Here is a 25794-nt window from a genome sequence, read left to right on the forward strand (position 1 = left end):
GCTCACTGCGCGCCGAGATGCTGCGGCTGCCGAGGCTCGCTCCCTACCGGAAGCCAAGCTGGCAAGTCACTGACCTCTTGTCTTCGAAACGGCGGAAACGGTTCCGGCGGGAAGTCGATCCGGAGTGGATCTTCTAACCGAAGGCGCCAATAACGAAAAGCCGGCACTTGCGTACCGGCTTTTGACGTTTCGTCCCGAAAAAATCAGGCGGCGGTCCGGACGTTCGAGATCGTGCCGATCAGTTCGTTGACGATGCGCTCGATCTGGGCTCGGTCGTCACCCTCGGCCATGACGCGGATCAGCGGCTCGGTGCCCGAGGGGCGGATGACGAGGCGGCCGTTCCTGGCGAGTTCAGCTTCGGCGTCGGCGATCGCCTTCTGCACCTGGATATCCTCCAGCGGCTTTCCACCGCTGATGCGGACATTGCGCAGCAGCTGCGGCACCGGCTCGAAGCGGCGGCAGACCTCGCTGACAGTTCTTCCGGTGCGCTTGACCGCGGCCAGGATCTGCAGCGCCGCGACAAGACCGTCGCCGGTCGTGCCGTAATCCGAAAGCACGATGTGGCCGGACTGCTCGCCGCCGACATTGTAGTTGTGCTGGCGCATATGCTCGACGACGTAGCGGTCACCGACCTTAGTCCGGGCAAGGCCGAGACCCTTGTCATCGAGGAAACGCTCGAGGCCGAGATTGGACATGACGGTCGCAACGATACCATTGCCGCGCAGCTGCTGGCTCTCGGCCCAGCTCTCGGCGATGACGGCCATCAGCTGGTCGCCGTCGACGATCGAGCCGTTCTCGTCGACGATGATGACGCGGTCCGCATCGCCATCGAGGGCGATGCCGATATCGGCGCGCACCTCGTCGACCTTCTTCTGCAACGCGACGGGGCTGGTGGAACCGCAATTGAGATTGATGTTGGTGCCGTTCGGCTCGTTGCCGATGGTGACGACCTCGGCGCCGAGCTCCCAGAGCACGGCCGGTGCCACCTTGTAGGCAGCCCCATTGGCGCAATCGATGGCGATCCTCAGGCCCTGCAGCGTCACGTCGCGCGGCAGCGTGCGCTTGGCATGTTCTATATAGCGGTCATGCACGCCGTCGACGCGCTTGGCGCGGCCGATATCGTCGGATTTGGCAAGCTGCGCGTTCAGGTCCTTTTCGAGCAGATCCTCGATCTCGGCCTCGATGTCGTCTGAAAGCTTGTAGCCGTCAGGGCCGAAGAGCTTGATGCCGTTATCCTCGTAAGGATTGTGCGAAGCGGAGATCATCACGCCGAGATCGGCACGCAGCGAGCGTGTCAGCATGGCAACAGCTGGTGTCGGGATCGGGCCGAGAATAAAGGCATCGAGGCCTGCGGCCGTGAAGCCGGCGACCATGGCGTTCTCCAGCATATAGCCGGAAAGGCGCGTATCCTTGCCGATGACGACGCGGTGGCGGTGGTTGCCGCGGCGGAAGATCGTGCCGGCGGCAATGCCGACCCGCATGGCGAGATCCGGCGTCATCGGGAAGACGTTGGATTGGCCGCGAATGCCGTCCGTACCGAAATAGCGTCTTTTCATCTGCACTCCTGTGCTTTCCGCGCGCCATTCAAGGCAGCGCACCGTTCCAAGCGAATCCGGCTTCAGTGGAATGTCGTCAATCCAGCAGCGTGATTCATGCTTGCCTCAATTCAGCGGAATGCCACAAAATGCGGCGAACGGCACGTAAATTAGCAAGAAAAATGATTATATCCCGTTACCAATGGAAAAGGCCGGATCTCCCACTTCGGAAATCCGGCCTTGTTCAAGGTAGTGCCGCTGTTCAATGCGGCTGCGGTTCGAGGCCGCCTTCGGGCTCGTCACCCTTGGTGGCAGGCCGTGCGCCGGCCTTCGGAACGGCTGAGCCGCGGCTTGGCGGCGAATCATCACCGAGATCGCGGGAAGGCTTTTCGCCGCGGATCAGCGCCTTGATCTCTTCGCCGGTCAGTGTCTCGTATTCGAGCAGACCTTCGGCAAGCGCGACGAATTCGTCGTGCTTTTCCGTCAGGATCGTGCGGGCCTGCGTATAGGCTTCGTCGATCAGGCGGCGCACTTCATTGTCGATCTTCTGCGCGGTTGCTTCCGAAACATTCTTCGACTGCGAAACCGAGTGGCCGAGGAAGACTTCCTGCTGGTTCTCGCCATAGGCGACCTGACCGAGCTGATCGGAAAAGCCCCACTGCGTGACCATGGCGCGGGCAAGCTTCGTGGCCTGTTCGATGTCGGAAGAGGCACCCGAAGTGATGTTTTCCTTGCCGAAGGTGAGCTCTTCGGCAACGCGGCCGCCCATCATGATGCAGAGGCGTGAGACCATCCACTTGTAGCTCATCGAGTAGCGGTCGCCCTCGGGAAGCTGCATGACCATGCCGAGCGCACGGCCGCGCGGAATGATCGTCGCCTTGTGCAGCGGATCGGCGACGGCCACATTGAGCGCGGTCATGGCGTGTCCGGCCTCATGGTAAGCGGTGAGCTTCTTTTCCGCCTCGGTCATCGCCGAGGAACGGCGCTCGGCGCCCATCATGATCTTGTCCTTGGCGTCCTCGAATTCCTGCATGGTGACGACGCGCTTGTTGCGGCGGGCCGCCATGAGGGCGGCTTCGTTGACGAGGTTCATCAGGTCGGCGCCGGAGAAACCGGGCGTACCGCGGGCGAGGATCTTGAGATCGACATTCGGCGCCAGCGGAACGTTGCGGGCATGCACCTTGAGAATGCGTTCGCGGCCGACGATGTCGGGGTTCGGCACCACGACCTGACGGTCGAAACGGCCGGGACGCAGCAGCGCCGGGTCGAGAACGTCGGGACGGTTGGTAGCGGCGATCAGGATCACGCCTTCATTCGCCTCGAAGCCGTCCATTTCGACCAGCAACTGGTTCAGCGTCTGCTCGCGTTCGTCATTGCCGCCGCCGAGACCGGCGCCGCGATGGCGGCCGACGGCATCGATTTCGTCGATGAAGATGATGCAGGGCGCGTTCTTCTTCGCCTGCTCGAACATATCGCGCACCCGGCTTGCGCCGACGCCGACGAACATTTCGACAAAGTCGGAGCCCGAAATGGTGAAGAAGGGCACGTTGGCTTCGCCGGCGACCGAGCGGGCGAGCAGCGTCTTGCCGGTGCCCGGAGGACCGACGAGCAGCACGCCGCGCGGGATCTTGCCACCGAGACGCTGGAACTTCTGCGGATCACGCAGGAATTCGACGATTTCCTCGAGATCCTGCTTGGCCTCGTCGACACCGGCAACGTCTTCGAAAGTCACGCGGCCATGCGCTTCGGTGAGCAGCTTGGCCTTGGACTTGCCGAAGCCCATCGCCCCGCGTGAGCCGCCCTGCATCTGCCGCATGAAGAACAGCCAGACGCCGAGAATCAGAAGCATCGGCAAAAGCGTGCCGAGATAGCTGAGGAAACCCGAAGAGCCGTCCGTTTCAGGACGGGCGGAAACCAGGACGTTCTTCGACTGCAGGCGATCGAGCAGACTGTCGTCGATCACAGGCGAATAGGTCTGAAAGGTGGTGCCATTTTCAACATAGCTTCCGGAGAGACGGTTGCCCGTGACCACGACATCCTTCACGCGGCCCGCATCGACCTCACGCAGAAACTGCGAATAAGGGATTTCGCGGGAGCCCGTCTGCGCCGGCGCCGTCTGAAACATACTGAAAAGGGCGATCAGCAGAAGCGCTATGATCGCCCACAAGGCGAAATTACGTAAGTTAGGGTTCATTGAACTCCCCAGCATGGAACGGCCGCCTCATGGCGACCGTCTTATTCGTATCTAACATAGGGTTGCGCCGTGCGATTGCCAAGGCAACACCCCAGGTCAGATGGTTTTTCCGTCAATACTTCTTAAAGGCAGCCTCGCATAGGGCGCCGTCGCGAAAACCGCCGAAAGCCTGTTGGCAAAGATGAAGTCAAATCGTGTCAAAAAGCGGTCGAAGGGTGCGAAATAGGGTGTTAGTTCGACCATGCGGGCGCATTCCTCAGTTAAAAGGTTTCCTTCGGCAGATAAAACTGGCGCGGAGGCGACGGCGCGCTTCCATGCCGCCTTGGGAAGGTGATGCATACGCCCTCTCATTCCTGTGCTTGTCACAGGAATCCAGCCACCGCGCGTCTGCGCGGTGATTGACTCAATAAAACGTGAAGTGTCGTTCGCGCCCAAGGACTTGGGCGCGCTGGATTCCTCTGACAACTCTCGGGTCAAGTCCGAGGACAGGAATGAGGGGGCGTATAGAGTGGCGGCCTCGACCGCTATCGATGTGGACAAACCATTGCGCGCATAAAACCTTCCGTCCCAAACCCCAGCCTCTCCCGGCTGCAATAGCAAAGGCAATATCCCCCGGCTCTCGCGCGCCAGATAAAGCCCGTCACGCCTGAGATCGAACACCACCCTGCCAGCGGTCATCCGTCCGGGCTCACTGCCGGTGACAAATGCGAGGACACGCTCCATTTGCACCCTCCCCGGCGCAAACGGCTGCCCACCGAAAACAGCTGCCAGACGGCCGAGTGCATAATTGAGAACTGCCCGATCCTGCCTCAACCCGTCAGGCATCACCTGCCCGAGCAGGCCGCCGTGAAGCCGGAAATGACGATCCAGCCATTCGGCTCCTTTTGACGATAGAGCCGGTCGCTCTTCGCAGGCCGCTTGGATAGTCCTCTCGACACCTGCATCGACCGAAAGCTGCCGGCGCATCCGCACGCGCTCGTACGTCGTATCCTCGTTGCTGGGATCGTCGATCCACGGCACGCCCCGCTCTTTCAGGAAAGCGCGGATATCTGCCCGGGTGGAAAAAAGAAGCGGCCGTAAAATCCAGAAACTCCGGTCAAAGAGCACCGCATCCGCAATACCGGTCGAAACCTGCTCTGTTCGCATCCCACGCATCTGCAGCGTTTCGCGCTGATCGTCGAACGTATGCCCCGTGACGATGAGATCGGCTTTGAACTCTTTGGCGGCGGTGGCAAGCAAGCCATAACGTGCCTCGCGGGCCGCAGCCATGATGCCGGTTTTCGGCTTGTCGCCCTGCCAGATCATGATGGTGTGGGCAATACCGAGCGATGCACAGAGGGCTGCGACTTCGCGCGCCTCGTCTGCGGAACCGGCGCGCAACGCATGATCGACGGTTGCAGCGTAAAGGGAAATCTTGAGATGGGGCGCGGCCTTCACGGCTTCATCGAGGAGGAGAAGCAGGCCGGTGGAATCGCTGCCGCCTGATATCGCGACGAGAATGCGCGCGGGGCTTTGAAGCGACGTGAGAAACTGGAGGATCGCCAGTTGAGGCGATGCGGCTTCCGGAGACATTCCGGAAGACCTTAGCAGGCGAGGCGCTTCTGTTCGCTCGCAACCTTGCTTATGACGGCGCGAGAGGCCTTCGGATAACGCTTCGACACTTCGCGCAGCGTCGCGCAGGCCGTCTCGGTATTGTCGAGGGCGGCAAGCGACATGCCGAGCTTCAACAGCATTTCCGGCGCCTTTTCCGATGTGCCGTATTTCTGATGCGCATTGAGGAAGGTCTTGGCCGCCTCATTGTACTTGCCCTGCGAATAGAGCGCTTCGCCGAGCCAGAAATTGGCGTCCGCTGCCCGCGCGCTGCTCGGGTAGTGGGTGATGTACTGCGTGAATTCCTGCTCGGCCGTGCTGTAATCACCGGATAGCACGTGGCCATAAGCGGCCTTGTACTGGTCGGCCTCGCTGCCGAGCGAGGCGGTCTGCTGCGGCGTTTTGGTGTTGGCATCGGGGATCGGCCCGGAACCGATCGTGGCATTTTCGTCGACACTTCCGCCGATCGGATTGCCGTTCTGATCGAAATCGATCGAGCCGAGCTCCTTCGGCGGCTGGCCAAGACCGCTATTCTCAGGCACGCTGGTGGAGGGAGCCGTTTCGGCTCCCTGCGGTGCTTGGATCACCTTGGCGATATCGTCGCCGCCGGAGGCTGCCGGAGCGGCATCGGTCTCGCTCTTCTTGACAGGGGCCTTGGCGCCGCCGCCGGCACCGGTCTTTTCGAGCTGCTGGAAGCGGAATTCATTGTCTTCCTGCTGCTTGCGGATCGTCTCCTGCATCTGCAGAAGCTGAAAGCTCATCTCTTCGATCCGGCCGTTCAGCTGCCGCAACTGCTCTTCGAGCTGCTGCACGCGGACCTCTGCATCGCCGCTCTGCACCTTGATGACGGGCGCCGCCGCCTGGTTTTCCGCGGATCGGCCGCCGAGATGTAGCCCGAAGAAGGAGGCCGAATAGGCCACCCGTTCGCTTCCGGTCACAGCCGCGAGGCAGAGCATGCCTGCCACGACAAATTTCTTCATATGTATCGTCCTGTCCCAGTGATTCTTCGCACCTCGATGGCACGAACAGGAGATTTTTCCAATTGCTTTCAAAAAGCAACGGAGTCTGGCCAAAGTGTGGTCAAAAAGAAAAGGCGGCCCCACGCGGGACCGCCTTTCGAAAAAGCGAATTGTTGCTCGGCAATTACATGCCGGCGCCGCCAAGCACGGTAACCGCGCGGCGGTTCTGCGACCAGCAGGAAATATCGTCGCAGACGGCGACCGGACGTTCCTTGCCGTAGGAAATCGTCTTCAGGCGCTGCGCCGGGACGCCGCGCGAAGCGAGATAGTCCTTGGCGGCAGCCGCACGGCGGGCGCCGAGCGCGAGATTGTATTCGCGCGTGCCGCGTTCGTCGGCATGGCCTTCGACGGTGATCTGGTAATTCGGGTAGCGGCCGAGCCACTGGGCCTGACGGTCGAGCGTCTGCGAGGCATCGGCGCGGATCGACGAGGAGTCGGTATCGAAGAAGATGCGGTCGCCGACATTGACCGTGAAGTCCTGGGCCGAGCCCGGCGTTGCAGCGCCGCCAGCACCGCTGCCGAGGCCGAGGTCGCCGGCGCTGTTCGGCGGCTTCTTGGCGCAGCTTGCGAGCGCGAGGCCGGCGATAAGCGCGATCATGACGGGGTTGCGGGCGAAATTCTGCATGCGGCTCATTGCCGGGGTATGAATTCGGCTCATGGCCGGTCTCCTTGCGATTTCATCAGGGTTTCCGGACAGTAACCGCACTCGGTTAACCGCCCCTCAAAGATTATGGTTAACAATTTGCTACTTTGTCCCTTGGCCGCTCGGTTTCATGACTTTGGGGCGACAAGAAGGCAGCAGCGCATCGCCTACTCCATAAGCGGCGACCAGGCGGGGTCGGAGCCGTAGGTCGGCGTCTTCACGAGCTGCTCGTTGTAACCGGTCAGATCGATCGAATAGAGCTGCGGACCGCCCGACCCCGCCGCCTGGCGGAAGAACATCAGCACACGGCCGTTCGGCGCCCAGGTCGGGCCCTCATTATGGAAGCCGGTCGTCAGGATGCGCTCGCCGGACCCATCCGGCTTCATTACGCCGATCGAGAACTTGCCGCCAGCCTGTTTGGTGAAGGCGATGAGATCGCCGCGCGGCGACCAGACCGGCGTCGAATAAGAGCCGTCGCCGAAGGAAATACGGGTCTGGCCCGAGCCATCGGCATTCATCACGTAGATCTGCGGCTTTCCGCCGCGGTCGCTTTCGAAGCTGACGCGTGCGCCGTCAGGCGAATAGGAGGGCGACGTGTCGATCGCCGCCGTCGAGGTCAACCGCGTCGTCGTGCGCGAGCGCAGGTCCATCGTATAGATGTTGGAATTGGCATCCTGCTGCAGGCTCATGATCACCTTTTGACCATCAGGCGAAAAGCGCGGCGAGAATGTCATGCCGGGGAAATTGCCGACGACCTCGCGCTGCCCGGTTTCCAGCTGAAGCAGATAGACCCGCGGCTGCTGGTTGGCAAAGGACATGTAAGTGACTTCCTGCCGGCTCGGCGAGAAGCGCGGCGTCAGCACGAGATCGCTGCCATCCGTCAGCATCCGCACGTTGAAGCCATCCTGATCCATGATCGCCAGCTGGCGCTTGCGCTGCTGCTTGGTGCCGGATTCGGAGACGAAGACGACACGGGTGTCGAAATAACCTTCCTCACCAGTGATCTGCTTGTAGATCGCATCGGCGATGATGTGAGCCACACGGCGCCAGTTCTCCGGCTGCGTATAGAACTGCTGACCGGTCATCTGCTGCCCGGCGAACGGGTCCCACAGCCGGAATTCGGCGCGAAGACGGCCATCCGCTTCCTTGGTAACCCGGCCGGTAACCAGCGCCTGTGCGTTGATGACCTTCCAGTCCTCGAAGCGCGGCGAAGCGTCGGGATTAGAAATCTTCTCGATGAAGGCGGTTTTGTTGATGGGTGCGAAGAGACCGGACCGCTGCAAGTCGGCGGCGATGACTTGCGAGACCTGCGCCCCCATGTCGCCCTGGAAGTCAGTCACCGCAATCGGCATCGGCTGGACATTGCCTTTTCGGATGTCGAGGGTGACCAGCGCGTTGGCCGGCGTTGCAAAGACGGCAGCGGTCATCAGACCCACTGCAACCAAAATGGCGCGGAAAAAGGAACACTTTGTCATACCAAACAGCCTTTCAGCATCTATGGAGTCGGATCGCCGGATTCAAAGTGCAGGACGACCTCGTTCCAGGATTCGTATTTTTCTTTCGGGGGCATCGGGAATGGCGACGAGCGCTGTACCGCCCGGAGAGCCGCAGCCGACAGGCCTTCTCGAGCAGCTTCTTTGCCGCCCGAGGCTGTTACCTCGGGTGAACCAACGATCGCCCCATTCTTGTCGAGCCGCAGATGGACGGTGATCACAACTCTGCCGCCCCTCGCCTGCCCGGGAGGAACATTGAAGGAGGAAGCAATTGCGTGCTGTAAATCCATGGCTGACTTCTTGTAGGTCGCCGCGTCGACCGACTGTGCTAACGCCTCAGGCGCACAAGCCAGAATCGCTCCAAGCATGCTGGCGGCTGCAAAAGACTTGTTGCCATGGGACAGATCCGTCAGCATCTAGATTCCCATAGAACTCGGATCGAAATTCAGGTCGAACTCATTCCAAGCCTCATACTTGTCCTTCGGAAGCATCGAGAAAGGGGCGGACTTCATGACAGCTCTATAGGCCCCGCCTTCCAACGCACGGCGTGTGGCATCGCTGCTACTGCCGCCCGATGATTCGACTTCTGGCTGACCAATAATATTACCATCCTTGTCGAGTTTCATGTGCACCTTGATGACCATGCCGGAAAGGCCTTCCATCCCCGGGGTGACAAGCCAATTGCCCTCGATCAAGCCGCGCACCGCATCTTCTTCGCTCTGGCTGAGCTTGGAACCACCGTTGCTCTTCTTCGCACCGAGCGATGCCTCCTGCGTCGAACGCTTGGCGCCGCCAGCGGAAGGGTCGGTCTTGTTCAGCAACGCCGCAACCTCGTCGGCATTGAAGTCGCTCTTCATCGCCGAAGCAGATTTCGCCGTTTCCTGCTTCTTGTCCGCCTTCTTCTTGTCGGTCGGCACGTCGGCGGTCTTCGGCTGGTCCGGGGTCTTTTCCGGAGGCTTTTCGGCGGGCTTCTGCGGTTCCGGCGGCTTTACCTGTGGCTTGGCGACTGGGGTCGGCACATTGTCCGGCAACGCCTCGGCGTCGGGCTTCGGCGGTTCCTCCGGCTTGGCCTGCTCTTCCGGCGGTTTTTCCTCCGGCTTCGGCGGCGTCACTTCGACGGGCTTCGGCGGCGGAATGGAAGCCACTTCTTTCGGCTGCTCGACTTCCGTTTCCTCCTTGACGATGTCCTTGACATCATTCGGCTTCGGATCGGTCTTCGGCATCGGCTTTTCGCTCGAATTCGCCGCGGCAGCTTCGCTATTGCTCGGCTTGGCGTTCGGCACCGGCGGCGTCTTCAGGTCGACATTGTTGTCTCCGGCGTTCTCCGCCGGTTGCGCGATCGGCGGCCGCGTCGTCGGCACGGGCGCGGAAATCTCCTTCTTCGGAGCCTTCTTGTCGCCTTGCTGCATCTGGGTAATGGATTCCACCGGCACCAGATCGACCGGCATCGCCTCGAAATCCTCTACCTTGAAGGATTCCGGAGCGCCGAGCGATACCATCGCCCAGGTGAGCACCAGGCCGTGCAAAACAGCAGATGTGATGACACTGGCCTTCATTTTGCGCGCTATTGGTCCTTCTTCTGCTGCGTCACGAGGCCGATATTCTTGAAGCCTGCGCCCTGAATACGGGCCATGACATCGGCGATGACGCCATAAGGCGCGGTCGCATCGCCGCGCACGAAGATACGTTCGTTATAGCCGGTCGTGGCGATCGCCTCGAGCTTGGCGGCGATCTCCGCGGCCGGGATCGGCGTTTCCTGCAGGAACACCTCGCCGTCATTCTTGACGGAAATGGTGATCGGCTGTGTCTCGGAATTCAGCGCCTTGGCCTGCGTTTCCGGCAGGTCGATCGGCACGCCGACGGTCATCATCGGTGCCGCGACCATGAAGATGATCAAAAGCACCAGCATGACGTCGACGAGCGGCGTCACGTTGATTTCGGAAATTACGGCCCTGTTCCGACCGCCACGACGGCGGCGTCCGCCGCCCCCGCCGCCATTGCCTCCAACAGCCATACCCATGTCAGAATACTCCGTTGGTTACTGAGCGGCAGCGCGCGGCTGCAGTTTCTCGTCGATCTGGCGCGAAAGTATGGCGGAGAATTCATCCGCGAAACCTTCCATGCGGCCCGAAAGCTTGCCGGCATCGGCAGAGAACTTGTTATAGGCGATAACTGCCGGGATAGCGGCGACGAGGCCGATCGCGGTGGCAAGCAGCGCTTCGGCGATACCGGGCGCAACCACCGCAAGGTTGGTCGACTTCGAACCGGCGATCGCCTGGAACGAAGTCATGATGCCGACGACCGTGCCGAAGAGACCGATGAACGGCCCGGCCGAGCCGATGGTCGCGAGCGATCCAAGGCGGGCGCCGAGAAATTCGGTTTCACGGGCGAGCGTCACGTCCATCGCACGATCGATACGCATCTGCAGGCCGATCGGCGAGCGGGCGCCGCGTTCGAAGGATTTCTTCCACTCGCGCATCGCGGCCACGAAGATTGCCGCCAGCCCGGTATTGCTGCGTTCCGACAGCGAGCGATAGAGTTCTTCCAGCGACTGGCCCGACCAGAACACCTGCTCGAACTTGTCGAACTGGCGCCGCGCGCGGCCATAGGCAAGGTATTTGTCGATGACGATCGCCCACGTCCATACCGAGGCTGCGATGAGCCCGAGCATGACGAGCTTGACGACAATGCCGGCCTGCATGAAAAGCGACCAGAGGCTGACGTCCGTCGTTGCTGCTGCCAATCCTACTTGTTCCATTGGTCCAAAATCCCCGAATCCAAACGCCCGGCGCTAGACCGGGCGGCACAAACTGATCTCGCAAGAAGTGTCCGGCGGCCGCCGCCCAAAGCCCTGGTCAAACTTCCAAGCTCATCTTCCGCCTTCTTGCCGTCAAATTTGGTCAAAGGAAGGCGTGCACCGCACAAACTCTGACTTTCCCAGTAAGACACTATTATGGTTAATAGATCGTTAGTGCCGGACTGTGACAGTAAGCCTGTGTTTGGAAGATTTCGTTCCATGGATTACTTGACCGGAGCAAGGTCCGGCTGCCGAAAGAGCGCTCATCCTGCGGCGCGAGAATTCCTTCACATAAAACTCAAGTTCTGACAAGACCTGAATTTCAGGCGATTCTGACTACAACGGCGTGCTGCCCTCCAGGAATTTCACCGCCAATGTTTCCGGTAGCCGCCTCGGTCGCCCCCGGGCGTTGATGACGGCGATGATCACCTTGGCGGCGATCAGCAGCGTCTCGCCCGAGCGGATCTGCTGATTGAGCACCATCTTGGCGCCGCCGGCTTTTTCCGTATGCGTCAGGATCGTCAGCACATCGTCCATGCGCGCCGGGCTCTTGAAGTCGATCTCCATGCGGTGGACGACGAAAACCAGCCCCTCCTCGTCGGCGCTGACGAGCTCGCGCTGCTCAACGCCGAGGCAGCGCAGATAATCGGTACGGCCACGCTCCAGGAAATGCAGGTAGCGGGCGTGATAGACCAGGCCGGAAAAGTCCGTATCTTCATAATAGACCCGCTGCACGAGCCGGTGTCCGGCCTCCGTCAGCTCTCCCGAAATGGAAAAAGGGCGTTCCGTCATAATTTTCTCCAAACTGAGGTGCCCTCTTTGGCGCAACGCTTCCCGGCAGGCAAGCATTGAATGCCCGGCAGGCAAGCATTGAATAACTGTCACAATTCCTAACTATTCCCGACAACGAGCGACCAATCAGGAGACGATGCGATGAAGATTGCGGTTATGGGCGGAGACGGTTTCATTGGCTGGCCAACGTCGCTGCATCTCTCCGATGCCGGGCACGACATCCATATCCTCGACAATCTCTCGCGCCGCTGGATCGACACCGAACTCGGCGTTCAGTCGCTGACTCCGATGGATTCGATCCAGGAGCGCACCCGCATCTGGCATGCCGAAACCGGACGCCGCATCCACTTCAATCTGATCGATCTCGCCAAGGATTACGAACTCCTGAAGAACTGGCTTTCCGAACATCGCCCGGATGCCGTCATCCATTTCGCCGAGCAGCGGGCCGCGCCCTATTCGATGAAGAGCGACCGCCACAAGAACTACACCGTCAACAACAATGTCAGCGCCACGCACAACCTGCTGAACGCGCTGACGGAACTCAATCTCGATGCCCATCTCATCCATCTCGGCACCATGGGCGTCTACGGCTATTCGACGGTCGGCGCCGCGATTCCCGAAGGTTACCTGCCGGTCGGCATCGAAACCGCAGGCGGCGAGACGGTCAACCAGGAGATCCTCTACCCCTCCAATCCCGGCTCGATCTATCACATGACCAAGTGCCTGGATCAGCTTCTCTTCCAGTTCTATGCTAGGAATGACGGCCTGAGGGTCACCGACCTGCACCAGGGCATCGTCTGGGGCACGCATACCGAGCAGACGCGCCGCCATGCGCAGCTGATCAACCGTTTCGACTATGACGGCGACTACGGCACGGTGCTCAACCGCTTTCTCATCCAGGCGGCGATCGGCTATCCGTTGACGGTGCACGGTACCGGCGGCCAGACCCGCGCCTTCATCCACATCCAGGATTCGGTGCGCTGCATCGAGCTGGCGCTGAAAAACCCGCCGGCCCGCGGCGCCCGCGTCGAGATCTTCAACCAGATGACCGAAACCCACCGGGTGCGCGACCTCGCCGAGATGATCGCCAGGATGAGCGGCGCCAAGATTGCCTGGCTGCCCAACCCGCGCAAGGAAGCCGCCGAGAACGAGCTGATCGTCCGGAACGAAAAGTTCCGCGATCTCGGCCTCGAGCCGATCACGCTGGAAGCAGGCCTGCTCGGCGAAATCGTCGACGTCGCCAAGAAATTCGCCTATCGCGTCGACCGCGCGCGCGTTCCGGCCGTCTCCGCCTGGACTAAGGACATCGCCGCGACGATCAATCACGATCCGGAAGGCAAGCGGCTGAAATCCGTCTCGTGAGCGCGGGCGTGTTCATAATGGAAGGCTCCATAGAGACTCCCTTACCAAGTCAGTTTATGTGGGAAGGAGAGGGCATACAGTGTGAGCCCCCCTCTGCCCTGTCCTTGGGCCTGACCAAGGACAGGAACAAGGAAGTGCGGCAATGGCGAACGTAACCACGCAAACGCCTCATCGCTTCGCCTACGTCACCCTTGTCACCAATGCCGACTATGCCATGGGCGCGACTGCACTTGCCCGCTCCCTGCGCCGAACCGGCACCGGGGCTGACATCATCATTCTCCACACCGGCGGCGTCGATGCAGCCGCACTCGTGCCCCTGAAGGCGCTCGACTGCCGCCTGATTGAGGTCGAGCACCTGCCGCTGTCTGCGGCCTTCAACGAACGCCATGCGCGTGGCCAGCTCCATTCGGCAGCCCCTTTCACCAAGGGCCGCAAGCCGGATTTCCATTCGCCGCTCGACAATTTCTGCAAACTCAGGCTCTGGCAGCTCGTCGAATACCAGCGCTGCGTCTTCATCGATGCCGACGCCCTCGTGCTGAAGAACGTCGACAGGCTCTTCCTCTATCCGGAATTTTCCGCCGCCCCCAATGTCTACGAAAGCCTCGCCGACTTCCGCCGCATGAATTCCGGCGTCTTCGTCGCCACGCCCTCGCATGACACATTCCGGCACATGCTCGAAAGGCTCGACAGGCCGGACGCCTTCTGGCGGCGCACCGATCAGACCTTTCTCGAGACGTTCTTCCCGGATTGGCACGGCCTGCCGGTTTATTTCAACATGCTGCAATATGTATGGTTCACCATGCCGGACCTTTGGGACTGGAAGAGCATTTCGATCCTGCATTACCAGTATGAAAAACCGTGGGAAAAGGATCATCCCAAGGCAGCGCGACTACAACCTTTGATCGATCTGTGGCACCGTTTCCACGATGGCGGCGATGTGCCTGAGATCACGGCGCTGGACAATCCGGAAGGGACAGCATGAAGGTACTGGTATCGGGTGGAACGGGTCTCGTCGGCCGGTATGTCGTCGAGGAACTGCTGGCCGCCGGATATCAGGTGATCGTCGGCGGGCGCCGCGCGCCGCTGCCGCGCCTCTTCTCCCGCCCGGTCGAGTTCGCAGCGCTTTCGCTCGACCCCGACAAGGATCAGATCGACGTCTTCGACGACGCCTATTTCTTCGTCCACGCCGCCTTCAGCCATGTTCCGGGCAAATATCGTGGCGGCGAGGGCGACGATCCGAAGACCTTCCACAGGTTGAACCTCGACGGCACCGTCCGGCTTTTCGAAGCTGCCAAACGCGCCGGCACACGCCGCTGCGTCTTTCTGTCCAGCCGCGCCGCCTATGGCGAACATCCCGAGGGAACCGAACTGACGGAGACGATGCTGGCCAAGCCCGAAACACTTTACGGCCAGGTCAAGCTCGATGCCGAACGCGCGCTTGACCACCTCTCCACGCCGGGTTTTGCCGGCGTCAGCCTGAGGGCAACCGGCGTCTATGGCGATCTCTCGCCGAACAAATGGGACGGCCTCATCGCCGATTACCTCGCCGGCCGGCCGGTTGTTGCCCGTCGGGGAACGGAAGTTCACGGCCGCGACCTCGGTCGGGCGGTGAGGCTGATGCTGGAAACGGAAAGCACCCGCATCTCCGGCGAGGTCTTCAACGTCTCGGACATCTCGGTCGACACGCGCGATATCCTTTCACCCATCCGTCGCGAGACGGGCTGTCGGCACGCGCTGCCGCCCCCTCCCGACAGGGCCGCACTCAATCCCATGAGCACTGCTAAAATCCGCACGCTCGGCTGGGCACCCGGCGGAGCGCCTCTATTCGAGGAGACGATGCAGCAGCTGGCCGCTGCGCTGCCTAAATCCCCAAGACACAGGTCCACGCAAGCCTGACGTTGCAGAATGCCCCGAATTGCAATCGGGGGCCCGAATCAAAAATCGGGGGATTGTCCATGCAGGTCGCAACCACGTCTGCCTCCATCATCTTGCGCGGCACGTCTTCGACGGCAGCCATTTCAGCCGCCGGAAGCGAGACCGATCAAGGCGTGCTGAAGCTGCAACGCGCCACCCAGGCGCTGCAGCAGATGCGCCAGACCTTGGCGAACTCGGGAGACGAGGCCAAGGCGAAGGCGCAACGCAAGCTCGAAGAGGCAAAGCAGCAGTTGGAGATGCTGCGCAGCTCCAACATGGCTCCTGAGGTGGTCGCCCGTCTGGCCGCCGAACTGGCGCGCAAGGTCGGCACCGCCGCCTCCGAATTCGCATCATCAGTCGCGACCGGCAGCCCGGCAACAGCGGTTTCGATGGATGCAACCACGGGTGCAGCGGCCGTCGCAATCAGCGGGGCCGATGCGGCGCTGACGGATACCGCAGGAGAAACTGCGGCCGGCGAGACCGGCTCGCAGGAACCGGACGCCGCCACCAACGCCCGCAACGCCTATGCGAGCGTCGCCGAGGATGCCCCGAAATTCTCGGGCATTTCGGCCGATGATCGCGAAACGATGGAAGAGTTCAAGGCGGTGGTGCGCGAACTCAAGCAAGTGCTCGACAAGGCGATGCGCGAGTTGCGGCAGCAGGACCGGCAGCCCGGAGCCAATGCCATTCCTGATATGGCAGGCTTCTCCATCGCCACGGCGACAATACCGACAAGCATCGTCGTCTGACGCTCGCAGCCGCCGGCGGCCGAGGCGTCAAACGCGCGTGATACCGTCGCATCCGGCATTTGCATCGGACATCCAGCCGTCTATGCTCGGGTAAATATCTCAGAACCGGCAGATCGAATGACCTCTAGAGAATTGAAAGCGCAGTTGCGCAACGAACGGCTGTCCGCACGCGACGCCATCCCCGCCGAGAAACGCGCCTCCAAAAGTCTCGCAATGGCCGAACATGCCGGCGAGGCCGTCGGTTTTGCACTGGGTACGATCATCTCCGGCTTTCTGCCGATCCGTTCGGAAGCCGATCTCAGGCCGCTGATGGCGCGCTTTGCCGTGCGCGGGGCGCGGCTCTGCGTGCCGGCGATCCTCGATCGGCAGACCATCGTCTTTCGCGAGCTGGCGGAAGGTGCGCCGCTGGTCGATACCGGCTTCGGGACGGTCGGCCCCGGCGCCGATGCCGCCATTCTTGACCCCGAGATCATGCTGGTGCCGCTTTCGGCCTTCGATGCCCGCGGCCACCGCATCGGCTACGGCGCCGGCCACTACGACCGTGCCATCAGCCGGCTAAGGCAAAAAGGCCTGCATCCGAAGCTGATCGGCATTGCATTCGACTGCCAGGAAGTGGCACATGTGCCCGCTGAGCCGCACGACATAAGCCTGGATGCCATCCTGACAGAAAGCGGCCTTCGCTTTTTTGCCTCTTGGATTGGATAGGGAATGCGGCTGCTTTTTCTGGGTGACATGGTCGGCAAGACGGGACGCACGGCGGTCTGGGACCGTCTTCCCGGCCTGGTTTCAGACCTCAAGCTGGATTTCGTCATCGTCAACGGCGAGAATGCCGCCGGCGGCTTCGGCATCACCGAGGACATTTTTCTGGAAACGATCAATGCCGGCGCCGATGTGGTGACGACAGGCAATCACGTCTGGGACCAGAAGGAAGCCGTCGCTTTTGCCGGCCGGCACGATCAGTTCCTGCGTCCCGCCAACTATCCGCAAGGCACGCCCGGCCGCGGATCCGGTCTTTTCTATGCCAGGAATGGTGCGCGCGTGCTCGTCGCCAACGTCATGGGCCGGGTTTTCATGCATCCCGAACTCGACGACCCCTTCAAATCGGCAGAGGTCATCCTCGCCGCCTGCCCGCTGAAGGAACAGGCCGATGCGATCATCTTCGATTTTCATGCGGAGGCGACCAGCGAGAAGCAATGTTTCGGCCATTTCGTCGACGGCCGCGCCAGCTTCGTCGTCGGCACCCACACGCATGTGCCGACGGCCGACGCACAGATCCTGAACGGCGGCACCGCCTATATGTCGGATGCCGGCATGTGCGGCGACTACGACTCCTCTCTCGGCATGGACAAGGAGGAGCCGCTGAACCGCTTCATCTCCAAGATGCCGAAGGGCCGTATGGAAGCCGCGAACGGACCGGCGACGATCTGTGGTGTCGGCGTGGAGATCTCGGATACGACAGGACTTGCAGAAAAGATCGCACCGCTCCGGCTCGGACCGCGGCTGGCTGAGACCGTGCCGGAGTTTTGGCGGTAGCCCACCCCACCAACACGCAATTGTGAGCATCATCCGTCTGGACCGATGCGACCTCATGCCGCATCCTCCGGCCACACGCGCATAACCCTGAAATCGGATCGATTTCAGGGTTAAAAGTGATAGAGCGCCGGAGGGGTGGCATGAAGCCGCGATATCTTGTCCTCGCTATCGCATGCCTTGCGACCTTCGCCGCGCCGAATCTTGCCGGGGCACAAGAGCAGCGGCCACCGGTCAGCCAGTGCCAGGCGATCGCGCAAACCATCCCCAAGGTGACCTTCGCAAGCTTTTCCGGCGCTCCGCCGCTGATGCCTGCCGTCTCCGAGGGCGAGGACGTCAAACTCACCTTCCTCGGCCACTCCACCTTCGAGATCGATACGCCCGGCGGCATCGTTATCGCAACCGACTATAATGGCTGGTACCGGCCGGCGACGCCGCCCGATGTCGTGACCATGAACAAGGCGCACACGACCCACTACACCCTGACCCCCGATCCCGGCATCAAGCACATGCTGCATGAGTGGAGCGATGTTTCGGGAGAGAAGGCCAACATCAATCTCGTCGTCGGCGATGCTTATATCCGCAACGTCCCCACGGATATCCGCTTCAGCTATGGCCTCGGCGGCGCGCATGAGAACGGCAATTCCATCTTCATCTTCGAGATCGCCGGCCTCTGCATCGGCCATCTCGGCCACCTGCATTACGAGCTGACGGACGCCCATTATACCGAGATCGGCCGCCTCGACGTTGTCATGGTCCCCGTCGATGGTGGCCTGACGATGGGCGCCGACAGCATGAGCCGCGTCATCAAGCGGCTACGCTCGTCGTTGATCCTACCAATGCACCGGCGCGGCCCGCCAGTCGAAGCCTTCGTCTCGATGTTCGGCAAGGATTTCGACGTCGCCAATGCGCCCGATGACAGTATCACCGTCTCGATGCGCACGCTGCCGAAAAAACCGCTGATCTATGTGATGAAGGGTTTGCGGTAAAAAGGCCCGGAGGTTTTCCTTCTACAGCGCCGCGCGTCTTTTCAGGCGCGCAAAGGACGCTGTAGCACTTTGAATTGCTGCATAATTTTATCCTTAAATCGATTCCGATTTAACGAATTATGCAGGGGCACTGCACGTCAAGCGAACTGCAGGTGACGCTTGATGCCGACATCCGGCATCTTGTCGTCGTCGAGATTGGCTTTGGCGATCTCCCAGCCGAATTTCAGCTTGTTGCCTGTGGAAACCCAGATCTCGGCATCGTCGACATGGAGGGACAGCATGGTGAGCTTGGGGTCCTTCTTGCCGCCGTCATACCAGGCCGCGACGATCGAACTCCAATATTCCTCGATCTTGGAGGGGTCAGGATGCACCTCGATCACACCGGCGAGGCAGGCGTGATAGTCGTGATCCTTGCCGATAACGCAGAAATGCGCGCGGCTGCCGGGCTTGATGGCGCGCACGATGTCGGCGTCGGTCTTGGTGTAGAACCAGATGGTGTTGGTGGTGGGATCGGCATGCGGCGCCATCGGCTGCATGTGCATGTCCAGTCCGGAAATTCCGAGCATGCCGGCATGAACATCGTTGACCTGATCCCAGAGCTGACGTGCTGGATGTTCCTGCGCCTCGCTGAGACTTGCCATGATCGTTCCTTTCCGTTGGATGGAGTTCGGTTGAAACGTCATCCCCTCGCCTTTGTTCCGAACTGCTTTTTCCTTGAACGGGTGCCGTTTCGCTCTTATAAGGCGGCCCATTCCGAACAATGAGACGTGAACAGGGGTGCCATGGCTGGCCATTCACAGTTTAAAAACATCATGCACCGCAAAGGCCGTCAGGATGCCGTGCGGTCGAAAATGTTCTCCAAGCTTGCGCGCGAAATCACCGTTGCCGCCAAGGCCGGCCTGCCCGACCCGACGATGAACGCCCGCCTTCGCCTGGCGATCCAGAACGCCAAGGCCCAGTCCATGCCGAAGGACAATATCGACCGCGCCATCAAGAAGGCAGCCGGCGCCGACGGCGAGAACTACGACGCAGTCCGTTACGAAGGCTACGGCCCCGGCGGCACGGCGATCATCGTCGAGGCCCTGACCGACAATCGCAACCGCACCGCCTCCAACGTCCGCTCGAGCTTCACCAAGGCCGGCGGCGCTCTCGGCGAAACCGGTTCTGTTTCCTTCTCCTTCGACCATGTCGGCGAAATCACCTACAAGCTTTCCGTCGGCGATGCCGACAAGGTGATGGAAGCCGCGATCGAAGCCGGCGCCGATGACGTCGAGACCGACGAAGACGGCCACTACATCACCTGCGGCTTCGAAGCCCTCGGCGAAGTGGCGAAAGCGCTGGAATCGAGCCTCGGCGAAGCCGAAACCGTCAAGGCCGTCTGGCGCGCCCAGAACAACGTGCCGGTAGACGAGGAAAAAGCTCAGTCGCTGCTGAAACTTATCGACAGCTTGGAAGATGATGACGACGTTCAGAACGTCTATTCCAACTTCGAGGTCTCGGAAGAAGTGCTGGCAAAGCTCTCGGCCTGATCTCCGCAGGTAGGTGTCCAATAAAAACCCGGCGGCAGCGCCGGGTTTTTTCTTGCCGGAAAGGTGGCGCGTCAGAGTGACGCCTTACGCGGCGGCTCGCATGAAATTTCCCAGCCCCGCGAAAAGTTCCACCGATGTCAGCCGCGCCTCGATGTCGTGGATCGGCATCGAGATGATCACCTCGTCGGTCTGCGTTTCCTGTAGAAACTCCGTCAGTTTCGCCTCCGCCGTCTTCGGCGACCCTACCACGGCATAACGCAGCGTGTGTTCGACATTCATCTTCTCCATCGGCGACCAGAAGTCCCCCATATCGGCCACCGGACGCGGGAACGGCCCGCGGACATTGCGGCGCAGATTGACGAACTGCTGCTGGGCAGAGGTGAAATGATAGCGTGCCTCCTCGTCCGTCGCCGCCACCGCGCCCATCACGCCGACCATCACATGCGGCTTGGCGAGCGTCGCCGAGGGCTGGAAGCGGTCGCGGTAGATCGCGATCGCATCGAGCAGCATGTCGGGCGCGAAATGCGAGGCGAAGGCATAGGGAAGTCCCAGCATGCCGGCGAGCTGAGCGCTGTAGAGACTGGAGCCGAGTAGCCAGATCGGGATATGCGAGCCATTGCCGGGAACCGCGAGGATCGCCTGGTTCTCGACCGGCGTATCGAGGAGTTGCTGCAGTTCCACCACGTCGTTCGGGAAGCTGTTTGCACCGGCCTCGAGATTACGCCGCAGCGCCTGTGCCGTACGCATATCCGTTCCCGGCGCGCGCCCGAGGCCGAGATCGATGCGGCCGGGGAAGAGCGCCTCCAGCGTGCCGAACTGCTCGGCGATGACCAGTGGCGAATGATTGGGCAGCATGATGCCGCCGGAGCCGATGCGGATGCGCTTCGTCGCAGCTCCGACATGGCCGATGACGACTGATGTGGCAGCACTGGCGATCCCCGGCATGCCGTGATGTTCGGCAAGCCAGAAGCGCTTGTAACCAAATTCCTCGGCCTTTAGAGCCATCCGCGCCGAGGCCTCGAGGGACTGGCGCACGGTGCTGCCTTCGGCAACGGGGGAAAGGTCGAGTATGGAGAAGGGAACCATGGGAAACCTGCCGGGCAGTTGAACGATGCCGTCTATGTAGGTTCGCGCCCGCGCCATTCCAAACCATCCGCGCAAACAAAAAGGTCGCGCGAGCGCGACCCTTCTGCAATGTCACAAGCGATAATTTATCGGTGACGGCGCAGCACATGCACCTCGGCGATCGGCTGGTGGTGGCCGGGCGGCAGCGTGAAATTGCCGAGCTGGCGGTCCATTTCCAGGGCTTCCGTCGCCAGCCGGTGGATCGCCGCCGTCGTCTCTTCGACCATCGAGGCGTTCTGCTGCGTCATCGCGTCGAGTTCGGCAACGGCGCTATTGATCTCGCGCAGCGTATTGGCCTCCTCGCGGGTCGCACTCATGATCTCGTTGATCTGCCCGTTGATCGCCTCGACATGGGCACCGATGCCCGTCAGCGCAACGCCCGCTTTTTCCACAAGCGTAACGCCGCTTTCGACCTCATGCGTCGATTTCTGCAGCAGGCTGGAGATTTCCTTTGCGGCACTCGACGAACGCTGGGCCAGCTCGCGCACTTCCATGGCGACGACGGCGAAGCCCTTGCCGGATTCACCGGCGCGCGCCGCCTCGACGCCTGCATTAAGTGCCAGGAGGTTGGTCTGGAAGGCGATGTCGTCGATGACCGAGATGATCGTGTTGATCTGGCGCGAGGAGGCCTGGATCGCCTCCATCGCCGCGATCGTCTCGCGCATGATCTGGCCGGAGCCGGTCGTCTCCTTCTTGGCGTCGCGGGCGATGCGCTCGGCCTGTTCGGCCCGCGCGATCTGCTGGCGGACCGACTGGGTGATGGCGCTGATCGCATTCGCGGTCTCGGTGATCGAGCCGGCCTGGCGCTCGGTGCGCCCGGCAAGTTCGTCGGCACCGGTGCGCATCTCCTCGGAGCCGGCGCGCACCGCCATCGAGTTACCGCCGATCGCCGTCATGGTTTCGCTGAGCGTCGCCAGCGCCTCGTTGAAATTGACGCGCAGGCTTTCAAGCTCGTTCGGGAAGCGGGTATCGATCTGATAGGCGAGATCGCCATTCGCCAGATGATGCAGACCCTCGTCGAGCGCCTCGACCACCTGCTGCAGCGTCTTCGCCTCGGCCTCACGCTCGGCCAGATTCTGCTGGCGGTCGTGCTCGGCCTGCAGGCGCGTCTCTTCGCTCGCGGCTTCGAGCTCGCGGCTTTCGATCAGCGAGTGGCGGAAGCGGTCGAGCGCGTTGGCCATCGTGCCGATCTCGTCCTTGCGGTTCAGGCTGCCGATCTCGCTGTCGAGCTTGCCGTCGGCGACATCGCGGGTGACGCCGGCAAGCCGTGCAAGCGGCGAAAACAAGAAATTGGTGATGAGGCCGGTCGCGATCGCCATGACGACGAGCACACCGATGCCGATCATCGTCAGCAGAGTGGCGATCTCGATCGAGCCGGCATTAAGCTCGCTCAGAAGCACGCTTTCGACCACGAGGAAGCGATCGCCGCGATAGTCGATGCCGCGGACATAGGCGCGGGCCGCGCCGTCCGTCCGGCCGAAGTCGGCCACCGTCATCGCCGAACTGGCAAGCGCGCTCTTGATGAAGGTGAAGGGTGTCGCATCGAGCGTTGCAAGCTTGCCGCTCGCGTCGAGGCCGACGGCGGAGCCATCGCCGGAGACGATCGCCGCCCGTGCCGTGCTGCCCTGGACGATGCCCTTGGCAAGGATGCCGGTGACGATCTCGTCCCGCACCTTGAAGAGAATGATGCCCTTGGCCGCTCCAAGCTTGACGATCGGCACGGCATAGAAGATCGCCGACTTGCCGCTGCCGGCATCGACGCGAAGGCCGGAAAAGCCTGTCGGCGCGGCGTCATCGGTCGCCCTGGCGGTATTCTCGATCGCCTTGGCGAAAGCGATGCCGGCACCGGTCGCCTTCCAGGCGTCCGACTTCAGGTTTTCGGCGAAATCGTCTTCCTTCTTATAGGAATAGAGCACGGTACCTTCGAGATCGACGATCAGCAGATCGCTGAAGGCGGTATCCTCGAGGTCGCGGGCAACTTCACCCTGCGTCTTCTCGTGGCTCGAATAATAAAAGCCGCTCGGCCCTTCCGGCTTGATGAGCTTCTCGCGTTGGTCGGCGGGGTTGGGGTTGCCTACTATGAAAACCTTCTTCAGCTCGGCACGGGCATCGCCCGCGGTCTTCTCGATGGTCTTCCAGCCGCTCTTCAGGTTGGTGATCGACATCTGCAGCGCCTCGATGCGCGCGATGGAGTTGGCCTGGTTTTCAAGCTGCGTCAGCTGGTCCTGCAGCATGTCGCCGCGAAAGATCAGCACGCTTTCCTTGGCCTTCAGCGCCTGCTCGTCGGAAATGCGGCTGCTGGCGAAATAGGCAAGCACATCGATGACCGCGATCGACAGCACGGTCAGCAGAATGAATGTGGCGATGACCTTAAAGGAAAGGGATTGAAATCTCCGAGCCATGTACGACGAACCCCTTCTGAACGCGCCTGCCAAGCGCGGGCACGCAGCGCATGCCTGATCAACTGACCTATAAACAGAACATCGGAGGCTTAAATCTTCGCGAAAAGCAGCCTCTCTCGTATTCGGTGACTAGAATTCAGGCATCTGTTTTAATTCGCGGTAAATGGCGGGGCCGAAATCCAGGAATGTTTTTGTTTTGTTCACATATCGATGGCAGTTATTTCGCAATCGCTATAGGTTGAACCATGCAAAATACGATTCGCATCGTCGGCATCGATCCCGGTCTTCGCCGCACCGGCTGGGGAATCATCGAGACATCAGGCAATTCCCTGCGGTTTGTGGCATCCGGAACCGTGACCTCCGATGGAGACATGGACCTTGCCTCCCGCCTTTGCCAATTGCACGACGGCCTGGCGGAGATCGTCCACAGCTATAAGCCGGATGAGGCCGCCGTCGAGCAAACCTTCGTCAACAAGGATGCGGTGGCGACCCTGAAGCTTGGCCAGGCCCGCGGCATCGCCATGCTGGTGCCGGCGCGCGCCGGGTTGCCGGTCTCCGAATATGCCCCGAACGCCGTGAAGAAGGCCGTCATCGGCGTCGGCCATGGCGAAAAGCAGCAGATCCACATGATGTTGAAGATCCTGATGCCGAAGGTCGAATTCAAGGGCAACGACGCCGCCGACGCCCTGGCGATCGCCATCTGCCATGCGCATAATCGCGGCAGCAACCGGATGCGGCAGGCGCTGGCTGGCTAATCTGTTCTTGACTTGTTCCCATTCGATGATAAGTAATACCTCGGAGGTATTACCATGCGCGTGACGGAAAAAGGCCAGGTGACCATTCCCAAGGACATCCGAGACCGTTTGAAGATCGGCCCGGGATCCGAGGTGGATTTCGTTGCCGATGAAAAGGGTGCCCGCCTCGTTGTCCTATCCAGCAGGATAGAGCCATCACAGGACGATTTTGAATCCTGGCTCGGCAGTATGAGCGGGACCCTCGACACCAGCGGCATGACGACCGATGAATTCATGGAATGGTTGAGGGGACCACGTGATGACCTCAGTCCTCGTTGATACGAACATCTTCATCGATATTTTCGGGCCGGATAATCCTTTCAGGGAATGGTCCGCACGGGCGTTGAGCATACTGCGTCCGGATTCGCAATTCATCATGACACCGGTCGTCTGGGCGGAGTTGGCAAGCATGACCCCGCGCGAGGAAACCCTTGCATTTCTCCTGTCGCGGCTGAACCTGATCCGCGAGGCCCTGCCGTTTCCCGCCGCGTACCGGGCCGGCATGGCCCACGCGCAGTACCGGAGAAACGGCGGCCTGCGCGATCGCACCCTGCCGGATTTTTTCATCGGGGCGCACGCCCTCGTTCGATCGCACCGCCTTCTGACGCGCGATGGCGCGCGCTACCGCTCCTATTTCCCTGAGTTGGACATCATTTCTCCCGAAACGCATCCTTGAGAGACCGCGACCCATGATCGGCAAGCTGAAAGGCACCATAGACGAGATCGGCGAAGACTATGTGCTCGTCGATGTGCACGGCGTCTGCTACGTCGCCCATTGCTCGGCCCGCACCCTGTCGAAGCTTGGCTCGGCTGGCGAGGCCTGCGTGCTGTTCATCGAGACCTATGTGCGCGAGGATCAGTTGAAGCTCTTTGGCTTCATGACCGCGCTAGAGCGGGAATGGTTCAACCTGCTCCAAAGCGTCCAGGGCGTCGGCGCCAAGGTGGCGCTCGCCGTGCTCTCGACGTTGACCCCAGGCGAACTGGCTAATGCGATCGCCCTGCAGGACCGCACTGCCGTCTCCCGCGCGCCGGGCGTCGGTCCGAAAGTGGCGATGCGCCTCGTCACCGAGCTCAAGAACCGGGCGCCTGCCTTTGCCGGGGAAGCAATCAATATCGCTCTCAAGCAGGAACTCGGTGAAGGCGTCGCGGCAGCACCGGTCGCCGATGCGGTGTCCGCATTGACCAACCTCGGCTATTCCCGCGACCAGGCCGCCAATGCGGTTGCCGCGGCAATGAAGACGGCGGGTGATAACGCCGACAGCGCCAAGCTGATCAGGCTGGGATTGAAGGAACTGGCGCGGTGAAAAGCCGCAAAACCGATGATGGGATGTCGAGGC

At 61.3% G+C, this 25794-nt stretch carries 26 protein-coding genes; 12 read left to right on the top strand and 14 right to left on the bottom strand.

Annotated features, from left to right (window positions below; genetic code table 11):
- Positions 1-203: 203 nt before the first annotated feature.
- The 11 genes from glmM to ybgC all read right to left on the bottom strand — a co-directional run bounded on the left by glmM (position 204) and on the right by ybgC (position 12063).
- Complete coding sequence (gene glmM, locus AC2444_RS17640) at positions 204-1556, bottom strand: phosphoglucosamine mutase (RefSeq protein WP_003542705.1); 1353 nt, start codon at positions 1554-1556, stop codon at positions 204-206.
- 241 nt (positions 1557-1797) lie between these two features.
- A complete protein-coding gene (ftsH, locus tag AC2444_RS17645; RefSeq protein ID WP_041935570.1) occupies positions 1798-3729 on the bottom strand; it encodes an ATP-dependent zinc metalloprotease FtsH in 1932 nt (643 codons plus the stop codon).
- A 96-nt stretch (positions 3730-3825) separates the two neighbouring features.
- Entirely contained in the window at positions 3826-5301 is a 1476-nt protein-coding gene (tilS, locus tag AC2444_RS17650) for a tRNA lysidine(34) synthetase TilS (RefSeq protein ID WP_012758847.1), read from the bottom strand.
- Positions 5302-5312: 11 nt separating this feature from the next.
- Positions 5313-6299, bottom strand: a complete 987-nt coding sequence (gene ybgF, locus AC2444_RS17655; RefSeq protein ID WP_012758848.1) for a tol-pal system protein YbgF — start codon at positions 6297-6299, stop codon at positions 5313-5315.
- A gap of 163 nt (positions 6300-6462) precedes the next feature.
- Positions 6463-6996 (bottom strand): peptidoglycan-associated lipoprotein Pal, encoded by a 534-nt coding sequence (gene pal / locus AC2444_RS17660; RefSeq protein WP_012758849.1) that lies wholly within the window; start codon positions 6994-6996, stop codon positions 6463-6465.
- Between the two features lie 152 nt (positions 6997-7148).
- The gene (gene tolB, locus AC2444_RS17665; RefSeq protein WP_012758850.1) at positions 7149-8456 is read right to left on the bottom strand and encodes a Tol-Pal system beta propeller repeat protein TolB; all 1308 of its coding nucleotides are present in this window, start codon (positions 8454-8456) and stop codon (positions 7149-7151) included.
- Positions 8457-8476: 20 nt separating this feature from the next.
- Positions 8477-8890, bottom strand: coding sequence for a TonB C-terminal domain-containing protein (locus AC2444_RS17670; RefSeq protein ID WP_017995084.1), 414 nt, complete (start codon positions 8888-8890; stop codon positions 8477-8479).
- Positions 8891-10030, bottom strand: coding sequence for a hypothetical protein (locus tag AC2444_RS17675; RefSeq protein WP_012758852.1), 1140 nt, complete (start codon positions 10028-10030; stop codon positions 8891-8893). It abuts the gene before it with no gap.
- An 8-nt stretch (positions 10031-10038) separates the two neighbouring features.
- Entirely contained in the window at positions 10039-10494 is a 456-nt protein-coding gene (tolR, locus tag AC2444_RS17680) for a protein TolR (RefSeq protein WP_003542730.1), read from the bottom strand.
- A gap of 18 nt (positions 10495-10512) precedes the next feature.
- Positions 10513-11232 (bottom strand): protein TolQ, encoded by a 720-nt coding sequence (gene tolQ / locus AC2444_RS17685; RefSeq protein ID WP_003552507.1) that lies wholly within the window; start codon positions 11230-11232, stop codon positions 10513-10515.
- A 375-nt stretch (positions 11233-11607) separates the two neighbouring features.
- Positions 11608-12063 (bottom strand): tol-pal system-associated acyl-CoA thioesterase, encoded by a 456-nt coding sequence (gene ybgC / locus AC2444_RS17690; protein WP_012758853.1) that lies wholly within the window; start codon positions 12061-12063, stop codon positions 11608-11610.
- A 141-nt stretch (positions 12064-12204) separates the two neighbouring features.
- On the opposite strand from ybgC, the gene AC2444_RS17695 reads away from it, so the two are divergent.
- The 7 genes from AC2444_RS17695 (at position 12205) to AC2444_RS17725 (ending at position 18607) form a co-directional block, all read left to right on the top strand.
- Positions 12205-13425, top strand: a complete 1221-nt coding sequence (locus AC2444_RS17695) for an NAD-dependent epimerase/dehydratase family protein (protein ID WP_012758854.1) — start codon at positions 12205-12207, stop codon at positions 13423-13425.
- 142 nt (positions 13426-13567) lie between these two features.
- The gene (locus AC2444_RS17700; protein ID WP_012758855.1) at positions 13568-14407 is read left to right on the top strand and encodes a glycosyltransferase; all 840 of its coding nucleotides are present in this window, start codon (positions 13568-13570) and stop codon (positions 14405-14407) included.
- Positions 14404-15321 (top strand): NAD-dependent epimerase/dehydratase family protein, encoded by a 918-nt coding sequence (locus AC2444_RS17705; protein WP_012758856.1) that lies wholly within the window; start codon positions 14404-14406, stop codon positions 15319-15321. The genes AC2444_RS17700 and AC2444_RS17705 overlap by 4 nt, the downstream gene beginning before the upstream one ends.
- A 59-nt stretch (positions 15322-15380) precedes the next feature.
- Entirely contained in the window at positions 15381-16088 is a 708-nt protein-coding gene (locus AC2444_RS17710) for an AAA family ATPase (protein WP_012758857.1), read from the top strand.
- A 117-nt stretch (positions 16089-16205) separates the two neighbouring features.
- A complete protein-coding gene (locus AC2444_RS17715) occupies positions 16206-16793 on the top strand; it encodes a 5-formyltetrahydrofolate cyclo-ligase (RefSeq protein ID WP_012758858.1) in 588 nt (195 codons plus the stop codon).
- A gap of 3 nt (positions 16794-16796) precedes the next feature.
- Positions 16797-17621, top strand: a complete 825-nt coding sequence (locus AC2444_RS17720) for a TIGR00282 family metallophosphoesterase (protein ID WP_003552528.1) — start codon at positions 16797-16799, stop codon at positions 17619-17621.
- A gap of 140 nt (positions 17622-17761) precedes the next feature.
- Positions 17762-18607, top strand: a complete 846-nt coding sequence (locus tag AC2444_RS17725) for an MBL fold metallo-hydrolase (RefSeq protein WP_128449227.1) — start codon at positions 17762-17764, stop codon at positions 18605-18607.
- A gap of 137 nt (positions 18608-18744) precedes the next feature.
- Here AC2444_RS17725 and AC2444_RS17730 read toward each other — a convergent pair whose 3' ends face one another.
- Positions 18745-19248 carry a pyridoxamine 5'-phosphate oxidase family protein gene (locus AC2444_RS17730; RefSeq protein ID WP_012758860.1) on the bottom strand — a complete coding sequence of 168 codons (504 nt, stop codon included), beginning with the start codon at positions 19246-19248 and terminating at the stop codon, positions 18745-18747.
- A 141-nt stretch (positions 19249-19389) separates the two neighbouring features.
- Here AC2444_RS17730 and AC2444_RS17735 point away from each other — a divergent pair, with 141 nt between their 5' ends.
- Positions 19390-20136 carry a YebC/PmpR family DNA-binding transcriptional regulator gene (locus AC2444_RS17735; protein WP_012758861.1) on the top strand — a complete coding sequence of 249 codons (747 nt, stop codon included), beginning with the start codon at positions 19390-19392 and terminating at the stop codon, positions 20134-20136.
- 84 nt (positions 20137-20220) lie between these two features.
- Here the strand turns inward: AC2444_RS17735 and AC2444_RS17740 are convergent, their stop codons facing one another.
- Together AC2444_RS17740 and AC2444_RS17745 are read right to left on the bottom strand one after the other, a co-directional pair.
- Positions 20221-21222, bottom strand: coding sequence for an LLM class flavin-dependent oxidoreductase (locus AC2444_RS17740; RefSeq protein WP_012758862.1), 1002 nt, complete (start codon positions 21220-21222; stop codon positions 20221-20223).
- Positions 21223-21347: 125 nt separating this feature from the next.
- Entirely contained in the window at positions 21348-23663 is a 2316-nt protein-coding gene (locus tag AC2444_RS17745) for a methyl-accepting chemotaxis protein (protein WP_012758863.1), read from the bottom strand.
- 245 nt (positions 23664-23908) lie between these two features.
- On the opposite strand from AC2444_RS17745, the gene ruvC reads away from it, so the two are divergent.
- From ruvC to ruvA, 4 genes are read left to right on the top strand one after another with little or no spacing between them, the layout of a single operon-like run.
- Entirely contained in the window at positions 23909-24418 is a 510-nt protein-coding gene (ruvC, locus tag AC2444_RS17750) for a crossover junction endodeoxyribonuclease RuvC (protein ID WP_003542749.1), read from the top strand.
- Between the two features lie 54 nt (positions 24419-24472).
- Positions 24473-24736 (top strand): AbrB/MazE/SpoVT family DNA-binding domain-containing protein, encoded by a 264-nt coding sequence (locus tag AC2444_RS17755; protein WP_003552542.1) that lies wholly within the window; start codon positions 24473-24475, stop codon positions 24734-24736.
- A complete protein-coding gene (locus tag AC2444_RS17760) occupies positions 24717-25133 on the top strand; it encodes a type II toxin-antitoxin system VapC family toxin (RefSeq protein ID WP_012758864.1) in 417 nt (138 codons plus the stop codon). The genes AC2444_RS17755 and AC2444_RS17760 overlap by 20 nt, the downstream gene beginning before the upstream one ends.
- Positions 25134-25146: 13 nt before the next feature.
- Complete coding sequence (ruvA, locus tag AC2444_RS17765) at positions 25147-25761, top strand: Holliday junction branch migration protein RuvA (RefSeq protein ID WP_012758865.1); 615 nt, start codon at positions 25147-25149, stop codon at positions 25759-25761.
- The last annotated feature ends 33 nt before the right edge of the window (positions 25762-25794 follow it).

The sequence above is a fragment of the Rhizobium sp. WSM1328 genome (assembly GCF_057653715.1).